Annotated in this window: 15 protein-coding genes; 7 read left to right on the top strand and 8 right to left on the bottom strand. The window is 56.1% G+C overall.

Annotation, left to right across the window (positions count from 1 at the left end; genetic code table 11):
* Positions 1-401: 401 nt before the first annotated feature.
* Complete coding sequence (locus JJL52_RS05445; RefSeq protein WP_202051393.1) at positions 402-1,931, bottom strand: cytochrome B6; 1,530 nt, start codon at positions 1,929-1,931, stop codon at positions 402-404.
* A 455-nt stretch (positions 1,932-2,386) separates the two neighbouring features.
* On the opposite strand from JJL52_RS05445, the gene JJL52_RS05440 reads away from it, so the two are divergent.
* Both JJL52_RS05440 and JJL52_RS05435 read left to right on the top strand, forming a co-directional pair.
* A complete protein-coding gene (locus tag JJL52_RS05440) occupies positions 2,387-3,226 on the top strand; it encodes a cytochrome c family protein (RefSeq protein WP_202051392.1) in 840 nt (279 codons plus the stop codon).
* On the top strand, positions 3,223-3,861 hold the full coding sequence (locus JJL52_RS05435; RefSeq protein ID WP_202051391.1) for a class II aldolase/adducin family protein: 639 nt from the start codon (positions 3,223-3,225) through the stop codon (positions 3,859-3,861). The genes JJL52_RS05440 and JJL52_RS05435 overlap by 4 nt, the downstream gene beginning before the upstream one ends.
* Positions 3,862-4,088: 227 nt before the next feature.
* Here JJL52_RS05435 and JJL52_RS05430 read toward each other — a convergent pair whose 3' ends face one another.
* From JJL52_RS05430 to dusA, 6 genes are all read right to left on the bottom strand, one after another.
* Complete coding sequence (locus tag JJL52_RS05430; RefSeq protein WP_202051390.1) at positions 4,089-4,697, bottom strand: lytic transglycosylase domain-containing protein; 609 nt, start codon at positions 4,695-4,697, stop codon at positions 4,089-4,091.
* Between the two features lie 11 nt (positions 4,698-4,708).
* Positions 4,709-5,911, bottom strand: a complete 1,203-nt coding sequence (gene purT, locus JJL52_RS05425; protein WP_202051389.1) for a formate-dependent phosphoribosylglycinamide formyltransferase — start codon at positions 5,909-5,911, stop codon at positions 4,709-4,711.
* Complete coding sequence (locus JJL52_RS05420; protein WP_202051388.1) at positions 5,908-7,479, bottom strand: MutS-related protein; 1,572 nt, start codon at positions 7,477-7,479, stop codon at positions 5,908-5,910. The genes purT and JJL52_RS05420 overlap by 4 nt, the downstream gene beginning before the upstream one ends.
* A gap of 216 nt (positions 7,480-7,695) precedes the next feature.
* The gene (gene hemH / locus JJL52_RS05415; RefSeq protein WP_202051387.1) at positions 7,696-8,664 is read right to left on the bottom strand and encodes a ferrochelatase; all 969 of its coding nucleotides are present in this window, start codon (positions 8,662-8,664) and stop codon (positions 7,696-7,698) included.
* Position 8,665: 1 nt separating this feature from the next.
* Positions 8,666-9,214, bottom strand: a complete 549-nt coding sequence (gene folE, locus JJL52_RS05410) for a GTP cyclohydrolase I FolE (RefSeq protein WP_202051386.1) — start codon at positions 9,212-9,214, stop codon at positions 8,666-8,668.
* Between the two features lie 41 nt (positions 9,215-9,255).
* Entirely contained in the window at positions 9,256-10,227 is a 972-nt protein-coding gene (gene dusA / locus JJL52_RS05405; protein WP_202051385.1) for a tRNA dihydrouridine(20/20a) synthase DusA, read from the bottom strand.
* Positions 10,228-10,529: 302 nt separating this feature from the next.
* Between dusA and JJL52_RS05400 the strand changes: the two genes are divergently transcribed.
* Genes JJL52_RS05400 through JJL52_RS05390 form a run of 3 tightly spaced genes read left to right on the top strand, consistent with a single transcriptional unit; the run spans position 10,530 to position 12,720 of the window.
* Complete coding sequence (locus JJL52_RS05400; protein ID WP_202051384.1) at positions 10,530-11,138, top strand: CDP-alcohol phosphatidyltransferase family protein; 609 nt, start codon at positions 10,530-10,532, stop codon at positions 11,136-11,138.
* Positions 11,135-12,076, top strand: coding sequence for a phosphatidate cytidylyltransferase (locus JJL52_RS05395; RefSeq protein ID WP_202051383.1), 942 nt, complete (start codon positions 11,135-11,137; stop codon positions 12,074-12,076). Before JJL52_RS05400 ends, JJL52_RS05395 begins: the two co-directional genes overlap by 4 nt.
* 2 nt (positions 12,077-12,078) lie before the next feature.
* Positions 12,079-12,720, top strand: a complete 642-nt coding sequence (locus tag JJL52_RS05390; RefSeq protein ID WP_202051382.1) for a lysophospholipid acyltransferase family protein — start codon at positions 12,079-12,081, stop codon at positions 12,718-12,720.
* Positions 12,721-12,928: 208 nt separating this feature from the next.
* Here the strand turns inward: JJL52_RS05390 and JJL52_RS21255 are convergent, their stop codons facing one another.
* The gene (locus JJL52_RS21255) at positions 12,929-13,162 is read right to left on the bottom strand and encodes a hypothetical protein (RefSeq protein ID WP_236994073.1); all 234 of its coding nucleotides are present in this window, start codon (positions 13,160-13,162) and stop codon (positions 12,929-12,931) included.
* Positions 13,163-13,494: 332 nt separating this feature from the next.
* Between JJL52_RS21255 and JJL52_RS05380 the strand changes: the two genes are divergently transcribed.
* Positions 13,495-15,189 carry a TIGR03118 family protein gene (locus tag JJL52_RS05380; protein WP_202051381.1) on the top strand — a complete coding sequence of 565 codons (1,695 nt, stop codon included), beginning with the start codon at positions 13,495-13,497 and terminating at the stop codon, positions 15,187-15,189.
* 198 nt (positions 15,190-15,387) lie between these two features.
* Positions 15,388-16,728 (top strand): prephenate-dependent tRNA uridine(34) hydroxylase TrhP, encoded by a 1,341-nt coding sequence (gene trhP, locus JJL52_RS05375; protein WP_202051380.1) that lies wholly within the window; start codon positions 15,388-15,390, stop codon positions 16,726-16,728.
* Positions 16,729-17,119 lie beyond the last annotated feature (391 nt).

The raw sequence follows: 17,119 nt of genomic DNA, 5'->3' as shown, positions 1-17,119 counted from the left end.
AGTGCCGTTACCGTGAAAATACCCAGTAGGATGTGCTGAACAACGTGAAGCGCATCGAGTACCCTTCAAGGGATCGTTCGCGATCGATACCCTGTAAGATTGCGCTTCCTAACGTCGGCAACTGCTCCTGCGTTGCCCTATCTCTGTCCATAGACTACCCTTTAGTTGGTGGCATCCCTGCAGTCGTCGGCACATCCTGCGCATTTTCATCTGCCGGGACGATGAAAGAAAGCGGCTTCATGTCGGTTAAGTTAAAGAAACTCCGAACAAGTCGGAATCAGGTTTCTTCATGGAGTGACAAAGCTTGCTTTATCAATCAGCCGTCAGCTGCAAAGCAAGCTTTGCAACTCTCGGGGGTAAACTTAACGCCATTACCCCTCAGATTCTGATCACCCTACAACTTACAACTGCCTCATAAACGCCACCAAATCCTGTTTTTCCTGCGTATTCAGTTTCAGTTGCAGCACGATGTTGAAAAACTCGACGGTATCTTCCAGCGTCAGCGCACGTCCGTCGTGCATGTAAGGCGGCGAATCCTTGATGCCGCGCAATGTAAACGTCTTGATCGCACCGTCGCCCGGCTCGTTCACGAAGCGCTCGATATGCAAATCGTGCATTTGGTGATCGAGATAAGTCGGCGGCATATGGCAGTTCGAGCATTGGCCTTTGCCGAAAAAGATTTTCTCGCCGCGCGCCTCGCTTTCGGTGGCTTTGGCCGGGTCCAGCCTGCCGGTGCCCGGATCGAGTTTCGGCGCAGGCGGGAAATCGAGCATGTTCTGCATCTGCGCCATGTGGCTGACCGGGATGCGATCAAGGATGTTCATGCCTTTTTTGATCGCATGAATCTCGTCGCCGTTGAAATACGCGGTGCGCTGTTCGAACTCGGTAAAATCCTCCACCGAGCGCAAGCTGCGTTTGGAGCTGTGAATTTGTTGGTTGAACATGCCCCTAAGACTGGTGGTATCGAGCCGGAAGCGCCGTTCCTGCGGCCGGATATCCGGACTCAAATGGAACTGGCCGGTGGTATGACCGTTCACGTGACAGTCGAAACAAGTCACGCCGAGGCTGGGTTCCTTACTTTTGCGGTCGTCGGTCGGGTTGAATTCCTCTTGCGGAAACGGCGTCACCAGCAGTCTCAAGCCGTCCAACTGCACCGGCGTCAGGATGTCCTTGAACAGGCGATAATAATTGTTGATCGAAACCACCTCGCCGCGCGATACGTCGCCCAGTTCCGGCCGGTTGTTCAGGAATATTGCCGGCGGGAACTCGGGCAGGAACGCTTCGGGTAGGTCGAAATCGACATCGAAGCGCTCAAGCCGCGGAAACATGTCGATCTGCATTTTCGGAAATACCTGGCCGCCGTTCGACTGCAACGGATGCGGTAGCGACGGGTAAGGGAAGATGCCTTGCGTCCTGATTTCCTCGGGCGTCGCTTCGCCGAGCTTCTCCCAAGTCATGCCGGAAGGTAGCTTTGCCGTAGGGCCCACCGCCAAGGGTTTGCCGCGCGACATCTTGGCCGCCGGATCGGTCTTGACGTTGAGGTTATAGCGTTGCTCCAGCAGTTGTTTTTGCGCATTCATTACGTCGGTTTTACCGCCGATTTCTTTTTTCATGATGTCTTCGGGCTTTTGCATGGGCTGGTCCGCGTTTAACGGATCGCGGTAAAAATCGAAGCCCGAGATCCTGCCGCTTTTGGGCTGGCCCTTGAACGTCGGGGACAGCGGCGAAGGTTTGTTCGGAGTGAACATATCCGAACGGTCGTGCTCGGTCTTTTGCTGTTCGGGCCTGTCGCTTTGAACCGTGCGCGGCGTCTGCGCGTCGAAGATGGCGTCAAACAGCCGTTTCTCGCCCTGAGTTTGGGCAGTCGCGGCAAAACAGCCGCCCAGCAGTATCAGCCCCGACGATATTTTCATTATCTTCTTGGACGTCATGGTCTTCTCCTTAATGAGGCTTAAGAAACGTTTTAAAATCGCCGCGTGGCGCCTTGAGGCCCTAAGAGAAAGATCATCCTCTTAGCAGGAGCATCTAACTTATGTTTCAATTAACGGAAATGATGAATTTGCAACAGTGAGAAAACAAAAATCAACATCTCGCGTATAGTCAGATAATGACTGTACCCATAAATCAGGGATAGTTCTGTACGATAGCGTGCATAAGCTCATTGACGGTCTGTCCGGCGATTCAGAATGGCCGAGATAGGGCAGGATAGACGAAAGGATGGGAATGAAGGGAAATTTGACGGGATTTCTTTCCCCGGACGATCCACAAGGAAGAAATCGTCCGAGACGGAGCAATAATCAGGAGTCCTTTAAAATGATTATTAGCGGCGCCGGGATTATTTGCTTGCTACAATCGGAATATTCTTGTTTTTGAGGGCGAATAACCGATGGCGTACCATTTGAAATTTATTCTGGCAGTTTTTCTGGCAATAACCGTTTTCGGAAAGGCCGGAGCCGTAGAACTGCCGCCGCCGGCCGATTTGTCGAGACAATCTGCTCTGCCGAGCCGAAAGGTGACCGTCGTCGAACCGCATGAATCGACGCACGAGCGGCAGAAGCTGGTTGAATATATGGCGTTGCCGGTCGACGGGCTTTTGGCGCACTGGTTCGGCGGCCGCCGGGTGTCGGAAGAAGCGGAGATCGTGTTTCTCGCCAAGGACGGCTACCGCTCTGTTATCTCGGGTCCGCAACTGAAAAAATACCGCGCTTTTCTGGCCTTTGCCCGCTCCGATGGCGCGCCTTTCACCGTCGACAACAGCAGCCAAAACGAGCGTAAAATCCCGCTCGGCCCGTATTATCTCATCTGGGATAATAGGGAGGTGCCGGAGCTCTTGCGCCAGGGAGCTTATGGCTGGCCTTACCAGGTCACCGCAGTCGAATGGCACAGTAAAAGCGAAGATCGGGCGCTGCTTCCCGCTCGCACCTCCTCCACGCTGGAGCAAGGTTTTGCGGAAACCAAGGGATACTGCCTGACCTGCCACAACATTCGCGGCATCGGCGGTAAAAAATATCCGGTCGATCTGATCCGCGCCCTATGCCGCTGGCAGGAGCCCGATCTGAAAGCCTGGATCGATTCGCCGAGCCGCATCAAGCCCGGCACGGCTATGCCGCCTTTGGCCCGCCTGTTGCCGGAAGCGGAACGTCAGCGGATGATTGGGCGCATCGCGGGATATTTGGATGCGATGAAAGTTGAATCTTCGGAAGCATGCGCAAGATCGGCACCATGAGTGAACGGGAAGGCGTGATCAAATACCGTCTGGATTATCGGGTTGCGCCGTCTCGAAACGTAGCGGAATTTGCCGAGCTGAACGCCTGGCGCAATCTGTTGTGGCGGATCGGCGTAATCGGGCAGGACGATGCCCGCTATGACGGTCTGAGCTACGGTAATCTCAGTCTGCGGCTGAACGGCGAGAGTTTTTGGGTGACCGGCACCCAAACCGGCCATTTGCCGCATCTGACAGCCGACCATTATGCTTATGTCCGGCAGGCGCGTCCCGAAGAAAATTACCTGCAGGCCGAAGGCCCGCTGCCGCCGTCTTCGGAAGCCCTCACGCATGCGGCGATCTATCGTGCGGCGCCGAAGGTGGGCTGTGTCGCGCACGGGCATAGCCCTGAAATCTGGCGGCATGCCGAGACCTTGGGGCTCACCTGCGTGGCGGAAGCGATTGCCTACGGCACGCCGGCGATGGCCCAGGCGGTCAGCGCGATTGCTGAAACGAATCCGGAACGGGGCATTATCGTGATGCGGGGCCACCTCGATGGATTGTTGACGTACGGCAGGACGCCGGAGATTGCCTGCTGGCAGATGGCGCGGAGTTTGGCCTGCGCCTGGGCGCTGGCGGATTTATCCGAAGACCGGTAATTAGAGAGGCGGTAAGGTTCTGTCTAATGGGGATGACGACCCATGCCGTTAAGATATTGTGTAAGCCGGATAAGCGAAGCGCATCCGGCGATCATACGGTGGATGTGCTTCGCTTATCACCCTACGCTCCATCAACTTAACGGCCTGGGTGCCGCTCAGGCTCGACGTATACCGTTATTGGAAAAGCAATATATTATCTGCCTGCAGCGCAGGTTATATTGCGCGGCTTACAGGGATGAACGGTTATAAGCCGCCAAAACCTGCTTGACGTAGTTTTGGGTTTCAGGATATGGAGGGATCGAGTAATTGTATTTGATCACCGCGCCTTCGCCGGCATTGTAAGCCGCCACGGCCAGTTCCAGATTCGGGCTGAACATTTCGATCAGGTCGCGTAGATAATGGGTGCCTCCGTCGACGTTCTGAAGCGGGTCGCGACGGTCGTCCACGCCGTAGCGCCGGGCGGTGTCCGGCATCAGCTGCATCAGGCCGACCGCGCCGGCCGAGGAAACTGCGCCGGCGTTATAGGCCGATTCGGTCTGGATCACCGCATGGACCAGTTTGGGGTCGACCTGATGGCGGTAGGCGGCCTCGTTGATCAGATCTCTGAATTTATGCTTGTTCTGGCCGAAATAGTTCCGGTAACCGGCCATTGCCGGAGCGGGCCGCATATAATGCGGCTTCGTTTCCATGATGCGCCGGTACAGGCCGCTGCTGGCAGGTCTGGGTTTGATATTGGTGTAGTAGGTGCGTCCCGCACTGTCGACATATTTATAGATGTCGGCTAGCGCGCCGCCGGACACGCTTAGGGTGATTAGGATTGTGATCCATCTCAGCATGGCTCCCCCTTTTATTGTTTTGCATTAATACTAACCAAGCTCGCGGCTTTCACCGCTTTTTGAGTTGCTTTTTCAATTGTTTCCGCACTGGCGAGCGCCACGCCCATCCGCCGGTTGACCAAGGCGCGCGGCTTGCCGAACAGGCGAATTTCGCTGCTCGGAACGTTCAGTGCGGCATCAAGTCCTTCATAAACCACATCTTCAGCTTCTATCCTGCTCAATATGACCGCGCTCGCGCCGCTTCTCAAGAGGCTCGTGTTGACCGGCAGGCCAAGGATCGCGCGCGCATGCAGCTCGAATTCGTTCTGCTGTTGAGTAATCATTGTAGCCATGCCGCTGTCGTGCGGTCTGGGACTCACTTCACTAAACCAGACATTGTCGCCTTTCACGAACAGCTCGACGCCGAAGAGGCCGCGTCCGCCGATCGCCCCGGTGACTTTCAGTGCAATCTCCTGAGCCGCCCCGATGGCGGCCGGCGTCATCGGCTGCGGCTGCCAGCTTTCGCGGTAATCGCCGTGTTCCTGCCGGTGGCCGATCGGCTCGCAAAAACGGGTTTCGATCTCGCCGTTCGGGTTCAGTGCGCGCACGGTCAGCAGGGTTATCTCGAAGTCGAAGTCGATTTTGGATTCGACGATCACTTTGCCGGTATCGACCCGGCCGCTGGCCTTCGCGTAGTTCCAGGCCGCTTCCAGCTCTTCCGGGCTTTTGACCATCGACTGGCCCTTGCCCGAGGACGACATGGTCGGCTTGACAAAACAAGGATAGCCTATTTTTTGCTCGACGGCGTGTTTAAGCTCAGCAAAACTTTCCGCAAACGCGTAAGCGGAGGTCGGCAGCTGAAGCTGTTCAGCGGCGAGCGTGCGGATGCCTTCGCGGTTCATCGTGAGTTGAATGGCGCGCGCATTCGGGACGACCGTACTGTGGCTTTCCTGTTCGATCTCGGCCAGCGCGTCGGTCGCGATCGCTTCGATTTCCGGAATGATGTAATCGGGCGCTTCAAGCGCGATGATTTTTTTGACCGCCTCGCCGTCGGTCATGTCGATCACATGGCTGCGGTGCGCGACGTGCATCGCCGGCGCATCGGGGTAGCGGTCCACGGCGATCACCTCGACGCCGTAGCGTTGCAGCGAAATGACCAGTTCCTTGCCCAGTTCGCCGCTGCCGAGCAAAAGGGCCTTAGTGGCGCTGTTCGATAATGCGGTGCCTATTTTCATGACGATCCTGCCAGATAGTTGTCGATATCTTCCTTTGAAAAGCCGATTTTCTTGGCGACCCGGTCGGCATGGCTGACCCGCGAAATGCCCGGAATCAGCCGGTAAGTCGGCGCCTCATGCGCAAATTCGACTTGTTTGGCGATGCCCATGCCTTGGGCGATGAAGTGATCGACCAGTTGGTGGTTGTGCGTGATCAGCACGGTGCTGTTGCCTTTCCGGTAAAAGCCGGTCAGGACGTTGATCGACGATTCCATTTTTTCCTCGAACGTGGTGCCTTCGGACATCTCGTCCAGCACGACCAGACTTTTCGAGGTCGAGGCCAGAAAAATGTCCTTGGTCCGTTTCAATTCGGTGCCGAAGCGGCCTTCGCCGTCGACCAGATGGCTGATTTCCGGCGCCTGGTAGAAGATCCGGTCCGCGACGGTCAGCGTCGCAGCCCTGGCCGGCACATAGCAGCCGATCTGCGCGAGCAGCTGGATTTGGGTGATTGTTTTGCAGAAAGCGGTCTTGCCGCCGCTGTTCGGACCGGTGATCAAGACCAGCTTGTCGTCATCGAGCACGAAATCGTTCGCGACATAATTCGGATTCGCCTTGCCGAGCACCGGGTTTTTGGCGGCAGCCAGATTGATCCGGTGATGCGGCGCGTCGACCAGGGCAGGCAGTGTCGTCTCGCTGCCGAACGCTGCGGAGAATTTGACGAAAGACAGCAGTTCGTCCAATTGCCCGAGCGCGTCCAGCGCTTCGCCGACCTCTGGGGAGCTTCGGAATCGGTTGCGCAGCGGGATGATGCAATTGTCGCGGTCGTAGCCGCCGACGATCGGGAAATAAACCAGGAACAGGGGGGCGAAGAAAATAATCTGCGCAGGCGTGGTGATACTCATCGCCATCGGCAGCAGCCCCAGAATGAAAGCCAGCATGGCGAAAATCAGCGGCTTGAACAGGCGCGGCTTGAAAATGACCGAAACCGGAAACCAGCCTTGCTTTTCTTCCTTCGATTGGATCACCCCTTCGGTCACATAGACCGGGCCCGCTATCAGCGAGTAATCGCGGCTGGCCGCGAAACGGTGGATTTTATCGAACACGGTGTTCAGGAAAGGGCTCTGAGGCGCTTCGATTTGCCGAATCCGGTCGACCAGATCGAGCATGAAGCGTACGCCGCTTCTGTATTGCGCATAGCCGTAGCCTTCGATTTCATGCGCGCCGCGCGCCGAGCCGAACGAACCGACAAACTCGGCGTACAGCAGCATGTACAGATTTTTTTCGGTATCGGCCGCATGCTGAACGATACTTTCAAGCACTTCCCGGAGCGCCGGATTCCGACCGATTTCCGCGGCGGCTTCCTGCTTCGCTTTGAGAAGTCGGATGTCGTCCAGCGGGCGGGACAGCGAACGGTACAAAAACGCCTGTCCGACCGTGGTCGAGCAATGATTGACCGCTTCGAAAAGGTTATCGACTTCGATCGTGTTGAAGGCGCTCTGGTCGATTACGCCGGCGCCCGTTTCCAGGGGCTGGGTGGATTTGATTTCGGGCCAGCTATGCTGCCAGCTTTGTAATATCGTTTCCGTCATCGGTGATCTCTCGTTGTCGGTTTTGTGGAACAATACCTGTAGCCGTGAGACGGCAAGGCCGGACTGAGAAACCTCGAAGCCCGGCTCCCCGATTCCGCAAGGCTTCATCGAGGCTATGTCTACTTTAATGATCCGGGGAGTATAAGTAAGCGTTTGCGGCGAATTTGTCAAATCACGAGCCGCTTTGCACGCTCGGCAAGTGCCCAGTGCTTTTCTTCAATCGCTCGACAGCAGTAAATTGACGAGCACGTCCGCATGCGCATCCGAGTCGTTCAGCGCCGGAATATAATGGTAAGCGCTGCCGCCGGCCTTCAGGAAGGCTTCCTTGTTCGCGATCGCGATCTCTTCCAGCGTTTCCAGGCAATCGACCGCGAAGCCGGGGCAGACGAGATCGACTGTTTTGACGCCACGTTTCGGCAGTTCCTGAAGCGTATCCAGGCAATACGGCTTCAGCCACTCGGCCTTGCCGAAGCGCGACTGGAATACCATTTGCCATTCGTGATCCTGTAGCGAAAGCTGCTTTGCGATCGCGGCGGCCGTCCGTTCGCAATGCGAGAAGTACGGATCGCCCAGTTTGGTCAACATTTCCGGCAGGCCGTGAAACGACATCAGCAGCCGTTCGTGTTTGCCGTGCAGGTTCCAGTATTGCCGGATCGAATCCGCTACCGCGGCAATATAGCCGGGATCCTGATAGTAATCGCCGATGAAGCGGATTTCAGGAATATGCCGCCACTGCATCAGCTCGGCGGCCGCCGCGTCGAAGACCGAGGCGGTCGTGGTCGACGAATATTGGGGATACAGCGGCAGTATCGACACGCGGTCGACGCCTGCTTCCTTGAAAGCCCGCAATTGATTCGCAATCGAGGGTTCGCCGTAGCGCATCGCCTCGCGTACCGCGATGTTTTGCGCCGCCAGTTTGGAGGCGGCTTTTTCGGCAAGCTGCCGGGTCAGATAAATCAATGGCGAGCCTTTCTCATCCCAGACCTTGCGGTAGGCTAGAAAAGACCGGCGCGGCCGAAGCGGCAGCACGAACAGGTTTAGAATCAGCCACCATAACGGCCGGGGCAGATTGACGACGCGCGGATCCCAGAGAAATTCGCCCAAAAACCGGCGGACCGCCGCGACGGTCGGTTCCGCAGGCGAGCCCAGATTGACCAGCAAGACGCCGGTTTTTTTCGGGCTCATGCTATGGCTGGCGGTTGATCAGGTTCAGGAATTCCGAACGCGTATTCATTTCTTTGCGGAAGATGCCGGTCATCACCGACGTCGTCATCACCGAATTCTGCTTTTCGACGCCGCGCATCATCATGCACAGATGTTTTGCCTCGATCACGACCGCGACGCCTTTTGCGTCAACCGCATACTCGATCGCATCGGCAATCTGCTTGGTCAGTTTCTCCTGGATCTGCAGGCGGCGGGCATACATATCGACGATCCGCGCGATTTTGGAGAGGCCCAGAACTCTGCCGCGCGGCAGATAGCCGACATGGCATTTGCCGATGAACGGTAGCAGATGGTGCTCGCACAACGAATACAATTCGATGTCCTTCACGATTACCATGTCTTCGGTATCGGCCGTGAATACGGCATTGTTCAGTACCTCGTCGAGGTTTTTCTGGTAACCGTTGTTCAAAAACTTGAATGCCTTGGCGGCGCGCTTCGGGGTATCTATCAGCCCCTCGCGGTTCAAATCTTCGCCCACCGCTGCGATAATCTTCGAGAAATATTCTTCCACGATTCAGTTCTCAATAAATACAAGACCGCCGCAGTATAACATCATTGTGCGGTGAATTTTAATGCTTCGCGGACAACCGCGGCGTCCGCGCCGTATTTGATCGCCTCTTCGCTCAAATGCCGGCGCCAGGAACGCGCGCCCGGCTCGCCGTGGAACAGGCCGAGGATATGCCGGGTAATGCTGTGCAGGCGAATGCCTTCGGCCAGCTGCCGCTCGATATAGGGCATCAGCCGGTTGACGATTTCGTTGCGCGGCATGGTATCGGCCGACATGCCGAACAGGCGCCGGTCGGCCTCGGCCAGAATATAAGGGTTGTGATACGCCTCCCGTCCCATCATCACGCCGTCGACGCCATTTTGTAGCGCTTTCTCCGCCTGCTCAAGGGTCGTGATGCCGCCGTTCAATACGATCCGAAGCGGCGGAAAATCCTGTTTCAGACGGTAAACCACCTCATAGCGCAAGGGCGGCACTTCCCGGTTTTGCTTCGGGGACAGCCCCTTCAGCCAGGCCTTGCGGGCATGCACGATAAAGGTCCGGCAGCCGGCTTTGGCGACCGTGTCGATAAAATGGGCCAGTTCCTCGTAGGAATCCCGATCGTCGATCCCGATCCGCGATTTCACGGTTACCGGCATCGACACCGCATTCCGCATCGCGGCGACGCAGTCCGCCACCAGCTCCGGTTCGGCCATCAAACAAGCGCCGAAACGGCCGTTCTGTACCCGGTCGCTGGGGCAGCCCACGTTCAGGTTCACCTCGTCGTAGCCGAAATCTTCGGCGATCTTCGCGCAGGCGGCCAGATCCCGAGGATCGCTGCCGCCCAATTGCAGCGCCAAGGGATGCTCGCTCGGATCGAATTGCAAAAACCGCTGCCGGTTGCCGTGCAGCAGGGCGCCGGTCGTGACCATTTCGGTATAGAGTAGTGCCCGTTTCGTCATCAGGCGGTGAAAAAAGCGGCAATGGCGGTCGGTCCAGTCCAGCATCGGGGCGACGCAAAACCTATATGATTTATTCATTTTAAAAAAATCTAGGATATTCCAAACTTGAAAAATTAGGATTAGGCCAGTTACAACTTCCCTATGGTTCCCGCGTTTAGCGTGCACATAGGGCATTAAAATGGGAGCCGGAATAAGGACGCAGCGCGTGGGAACGATCAGAAAAGATGTTTTATCCCTGGGTATTGTTGCATAGGAGCATTAACTCAGAAACTATTTAAACTTCACTGGGCCGGCTCTATAGTTATTACGATTGTTTTTTCACTAGGCCTGGCAAAACCTATAATGCGAAATTGCGATCATCACTCTGCCAGGACAATACCATGCCCACTATTTATGCGATCAAACCCACTTTCCAAAACCTGCTGCGGCCTCTGGTGATCAGTTTGGCAAAGCTCGGCGTCACAGCCAATCAGATTACGATCGCGGCATTGCTTCTGTCGAGCGCAACCGGGCTGGTGCTGATGTTTTCCGATGCGCAGGCTGCGGCTTTTTTGTCGTTGCCGCTTGTGTTATTTGTACGAATGGCGCTGAATGCGATCGACGGCATGTTGGCGCGCGAGCACGGAATGAAATCGCCATTGGGGGCGATTTTAAACGAACTTTGCGACGTGCTCTCGGATACGGCCCTGTATTTGCCGTTCGCGCTGCTTCCAAACGTGTACCCCTGGCTTATCGTATTGCTGGTGATCGCGTCGATTCTTAGCGAAATGACCGGCGTAATTGCTGTCCAAATCGGTGCCTCGCGCCGCTATGACGGCCCGATGGGCAAAAGCGACCGCGCTTTCGTTTTCGGGACGGCCGGCCTGGTGCTGGGATTCGGCATTCAGCCGGACGTCTGGCTGAATGGGCTTTTTGCATTGATGTTGGCACTGACTGTCTTGACGATCATTAATCGCGCCCGGCAGGCGCTGAAGGAACTCGTATCATGAACTGGCCGATCCTGCCCCTCAGCATTCAAATCGCCTTCCTGAGCGTCGGTATTTTGCTCGCGCTGAGCAGTCTGATTTCGATTGCACTGGTCAAAACCCGTCCCGAACGGAATTATCGCGAACTGCGCCAGCGTGTCAGAACCTGGTGGTTCATTGTCGGCATCTTTGCGCTCGCGGTGCTGGTCAACCGCACCGTTTCGGTCGTGCTGTTCGGCTTCATCAGCTTTCTGGCTTTCAAGGAATATCTGTCGCTGATCCCGACGCGGCGAGCCGACCATCGCGTGCTGTTCTGGGCCTATCTTGCGATTCCGATCCAGTTTTATTGGGTATGGCATGGCTGGTACGGCATGTTCATCATTTTCATTCCGGTCTACATGTTCTTGCTTCTGCCGATGCGGATGATCCTGGTCGGCGAAACGCAGGGCTTTTTGAAAGCGATCGGCACGCTGCACTGGGGCCTGATGATCACCGTGTTCAATCTGAGCCATATGGCCTTCATGCTGGTGCTGCCGCCGGAAAACAATCCCGCCGGGGGCGTGGCAGGGCTTTTGCTCTATCTGGTGTTTTTGACCGAAATCAACGATATTGCTCAATATGTCTGGGGAAAAAGCTTCGGGCGCCGGAAAATTTCACCCAAAGTCAGCCCGAATAAAACCGTAGCGGGTTTTCTGGGCGGCCTACTGACAACGACGATGCTGGCGATCGCGCTGGCGCCCTGGCTGACCCCTTTGACCTCTGGCGAAGGCGCGGCCGCGGGCTTGTTGATCGGGGTAGCGGGATTCGTCGGCGACGTGACTATTTCGGCGCTGAAACGCGATATCGGCGTCAAGGATTCGGGCAGTCTGCTGCCGGGGCACGGCGGCATCCTCGACCGTCTGGACAGCCTGACCTATACCGCGCCGCTGTTCTTTCATTTCGCCTATTACCTGCATTATTGACGATGTTAAGGATCCTGTTCTACCTGTTCATCGTCAAACCGCTCGTGTTGATCGTGCTCGGCATTAACGCCAGAAACCGGCACTTATTGCCGGTTAAGGGCCCCGCGATCATCGTGGCGAATCATAACAGCCATCTCGACACGCTGGCGTTGATGTCGCTGTTCCCCTTATCGCTGGCGAGCAAGATCCGCCCGGTCGCGGCGGCCGATTATTTTCTGCGCAATCGGTTATTGAGATGGTTTGCGATGGACCTGATCGGCATCATTCCGATCGAACGGCATGCCGCCGGCAAAAACAGCCGGCTATTGACTCCGCTGACCGAAGCCCTGCAAAACGGTGAAATTCTCATCCTGTTTCCCGAAGGCAGCCGCGGCGAACCCGAAACGCTGGGCAAACTGAAAAACGGCATTGCGCATCTGGCCAGTGAATGTCCGGAAACGCCCGTCATTCCGGTATTTTTCTATGGACTCGGCAAATCCCTGCCGAAAGGCGAAATCATTCTGGTGCCGTTCATTGTGGATGCGTTTATCGGCGAGGCTTTGTATTGGAGAGGCAGCCGGCAGGCGTTCATGGAGGCGCTGACCGAAAGCATGGCCTCGCTCCAGAAATTGGCACGGCAAAATCAAAGAGAAAGCGCAGGATAGGGAATATTTTTTGTTTAGCCGCCCGCCAAGGCCAATAGAGCGGCGCGCTACGAAGCCGGTATGCGGTTGTAAAATCAAATAGGGTTTGCAGCGCAAGCCAGTCATCCCGATTCGGATCTATTGCATTCTGATCGGGTAATGCAGGACTGGCGCCGGCTGCGGCGGCGAGCCGGTCGGGATCGATCTGCAGAATTTCCATCAAAGCGGTTCAGGCAGGGGTTAAGGTCTGCAATCCCGCCGGCACGGGCGGCTCGATATCGTCATCGCCCACTTCTTCATTGCAATTGCACACTCGCGCCAGCCAGTCCAAGTAAAGCGGCCGCGTATCGCCCCGCAATAATTCGTCCCGCAATGACAATAAACTGCACATCCAGCCCGGGCCGCCTTCCTGGCTCCGAAAGCGTTCGAATTCACCCGAATCGTCATTAAAGCCCCAATACACTATCCAGTGATCGGCCGTAGGCGTTACGCCGAAAGTCTCGCTAAAACCGGATTGCGCGCCGCGGCGCGATGGCAGGGTGAATGCCTCCAGCGCAGAGCTTTATCCCATGCCGAGATGGGTAAACGCAACATCAAACTGCAATGATTGTTTATGTGGCGGATAGGACAGACTTCAAAGGTTCAAACGAGTAAATTTTTTTTTCGCTCTTCCATAAAAATTTTGGGATTACAGGAGCAAGGGACGAATGATGCTCGTGGAAGCTGTGGATTATAAAAGCTTTATCTTGAATATGCTGCGGCTTGGCTGCACAACTTCTAAGAGGAGAAAGAATCATGAAGATCGATAAGCGAAATTCGCCTTTACAGTTTAAACCTTTGACCAAGGCGGTCATGTTGGCCTGCATTCAATTTTCTGCGCTTGGGGTTATCGCCGGCATGGCGCAAGCCCAAACTGTCGCCCGGAACGGCAACACCATGACTGCCACCGGCGACCAGAGCACCACCGGGCAGAATACAACCCAAGGTAATACGGCCACCACAGGTGCCCTAGGAGCCACAGGCGGAGCGACCGGTGCAACAGGTGCAACAGGCGGAGCGACAGGTGCTACAGGTGGGGCTACCGGCGCAACAGGTGCAACGGGCCAGAATATCGGTATCCCGCAAAATCAGCTAAACCGTTATCGCGTGACGAGTCTGGTGAGCGATCAATCCGATTCCCGTCTGATAAATCCTTGGGGGCTGGCGTTCAATCATGATAGTCCAGCCTGGATAGCCAATAACGGCTCCGGGACAGCGTCGCTTTACGACGGCAACGGAACGGCGTCCACTAGTTTGCCTTTTGTCACGCTTCCGCAGTCAGCCGGTAGTCCTACCGGTATCGTTGCCAACCATACCAGCGATTTCGATCTTCCGGTAAGCAATGGAGCGACCGGAGCAACCGGAGCAACCGGAACGGAAGACAATCCGGCCCGTTTCATTTTTGCGACGGAGGAAGGCAGCATCGCTGGCTGGTCTCCTTCGACCGATTTAAATAATGCAATCGTTCTCGAAAATGCCGTACCGCCGAGTGGCGGCGAGGCGCCCGTTTACAAAGGACTCGCCATGGCCAGCAACGGACAGGCGCATTATTTATACGCCACAGATTTCCATAATGCCAAAATCCAGGTATTCGACAGCGGTTTCAATTGGGTGGATCCGCAGACGGAACTGGGCTGTAATTTTACCGATTCGAGAATTCCCGCCGGCTTTGCGCCATTCGGCATCCAAAATATCCATGATGTGCTGTACGTGACCTATGCCAGACAGGATCAGAACGGGGAGGACGATGTGCCGGGGCGCGGCTCGGGTTATGTGGATGTGTTTGATGCGAACGGGTGCTTAATTCGTCGTTTTGCATCTCGCGGACGGTTAAATTCTCCATGGGGAATGGCGATGGCGCCTGCCAACTTCGGGGTTAATAGTAATATGTTGTTGATCGCCAATTTCGGCGACGGCACTATCAACGTCTTCGATCCTGTTACGGGTCGCCCCCGTGGGGCGCTGGCCAACCTAGGAAATATAGGAACCAGGTCGGGAAGCAGGATATCGATCGACGGTCTATGGGGCATTGCGTTCGGAAACGGCGTTTTGAATCAGCCGACCAATACTTTATTCTTTACCGCAGGTCCTAACAACGAAGCGAACGGGGTTTACGGAAAAATCGAAGCGGTAACTCGAACTGGGCAAACAGGAGCGACAGGCGCCACGGGGGCTACAGGTGGTACCGGAGCTACAGGCGGCACCGGTGCTACAGGTGGCACCGGAGCTACAGGTGGCACCGGAGCTACAGGTGGCACCGGAGCTACAGGTGGCACCGGTACTACAGGTGGCACCGGTGCTACAGGTGGGGCTACCGGCGCGACAGGCGCTACCGGTGCCACAGGCGCTACGGGTGGAGCCACTGGAGCGACAGGCGCAACCGGTGGTGAAACTGGTGCGTCGGGTACTGTCCCCGCCGGCTCGGGAAGCACAGGTGGCGTAGCGAGTTAAAAACCGGGACGACTGCGCTTGAGTCGGCATTGTGATTTTAAGCAATCCGGCCTATTCCCGAGTGAATGGCCGGATTGCCTGCTTTCACCTTTCAGACAGATCTGAATCGATGTCTTTGACCTTGAAATTCCTATAATTTCCAGCTTAACGCCCGCCGATAAGTTAAAATAGCCGATTGCCAAATCCTGTTTTAACTCCATGAAAAAAATCGAACTTCTTTCTCCCGCCGGCACCCTGAAAAACATGCGCTACGCATTCGCGTACGGGGCCGACGCGGTGTATGCCGGACTGCCGCGCTACAGCCTCCGGGTGCGCAACAACGATTTTCTTGCCGAGAATCTCGGCATCGGGATCGCCGAAGCGCACCGGCTCGGCAAGAAATTTTTCCTGGCGACGAACGTGATTCCGCACAACGCAAAAATCAAGACCTTCCTCAAGGACATGGAACCGATCGTTGCGATGCGGCCGGACGCCCTGATCATGGCCGATCCCGGTCTGATCATGATGGTCCGCGAAGCCTGGCCGGAGATGCCGGTGCATCTGTCGGTGCAGGCGAATACGGTCAATTATGCGACGGTCAAGTTCTGGCAGCGCTTCGGCGTCGAGCGCATCATTCTGTCGCGCGAGCTGTCGCTGGACGAAATCGCCGAAATCCGCCAGCAATGCCCCGATATGGAGTTGGAAGTGTTCGTGCACGGCGCGCTCTGCATCGCTTATTCCGGACGCTGCCTGTTGTCCGGCTACTTCAACCGGCGCGACCCGAACCAGGGAACCTGTTCGAATTCCTGCCGCTGGAAGTACGATACGATGCCGGCCCAAGAAAACGCCGAAGGCGATTACCTGCCGGCCGGCGGTTCCCTGTCGATGAGCGATTTGAGCCACGGGGGCTGCGGCGGCGCCGACCGCCATCCGCTGGCCGACAACATCTATTTCCTGCAGGAAGAAAACCGGCCGGGCGAGTTGATGCCGGTGATGGAGGACGAGCACGGCACCTATATCATGAACTCGAAGGATCTGCGCGCGATCGAGCATGTACAGCGCTTAGTCGAGATCGGCGTCGACAGCCTGAAAATCGAAGGCCGGACTAAGTCGCACTATTATGTTGCGCGCACCGCGCAGACCTACCGGCAGGCGATCGACGATGCGCTGGCGGGACGCCCGTTCCGTCCGGAACTGCTCGGCGTGCTCGAAAACCTTGCGAACCGCGGCTACACCGACGGTTTCTATCAGCGCCACCATACCCAAGAATACCAGAACTACATTACCGGCTATTCGAAAAGCCATCAACAGCAATTCTGCGGCGAAATCCGCGGTTACGACAGTGCCACCGGCCTTGCGGAAATCGAGGTGAAAAACAAGTTTGCGGTCGGCGACCGGGTCGAACTGATTCTGCCCGAAGGCAACCGCGACATTGTGGTCGAACGGATGCAGAACCTGCACGGTCAGGAGATGCAGGAAGCGCCGGGTGCGGGCTATGAGGTGAAAATACCGATCCCGGCGGCGAGCGCAGGGTATGGGCTAATGGCCAGATATTTTTAAGGAAATTCTGATTAAGTCCGGGAATCTCCCTCTCCCACTGGAAGAGGGGGCTTATTCAGAGCTGAGCCCCGAAGTTGCAAAGCTGGTTTTGCAAATCAAATCATCAAACCGAGTGACAAAGCCGGCCTTGTCACTTCATTCAGCGGCCTGATTCCGGCTGATCTTAAGGAAACTCTGATAGGTTTCCTCTTCTCCCTTTGGGAGTTACCGTGAAAATTCGCATAATTGTAGGGTGGATAAGCGACAGCGCATCCACCATCGGGCATTTAACGGTATTGCCCTCTGAGAGAGGGGTATTTTACGGCTTGTTCAGAGTTTCCTTGACGACATGGACGAGCATCGCGGGAATTGCCGGCCCATCCTCCATCCTATGATGCCCTTGTGGGGAGTT

Source organism: Candidatus Methylomicrobium oryzae (assembly GCF_016745425.1).
GTDB lineage: Bacteria > Pseudomonadota > Gammaproteobacteria > Methylococcales > Methylomonadaceae > Methylomicrobium > Methylomicrobium oryzae.
This window is presented reverse-complemented; position numbering and strand designations above follow the sequence as displayed.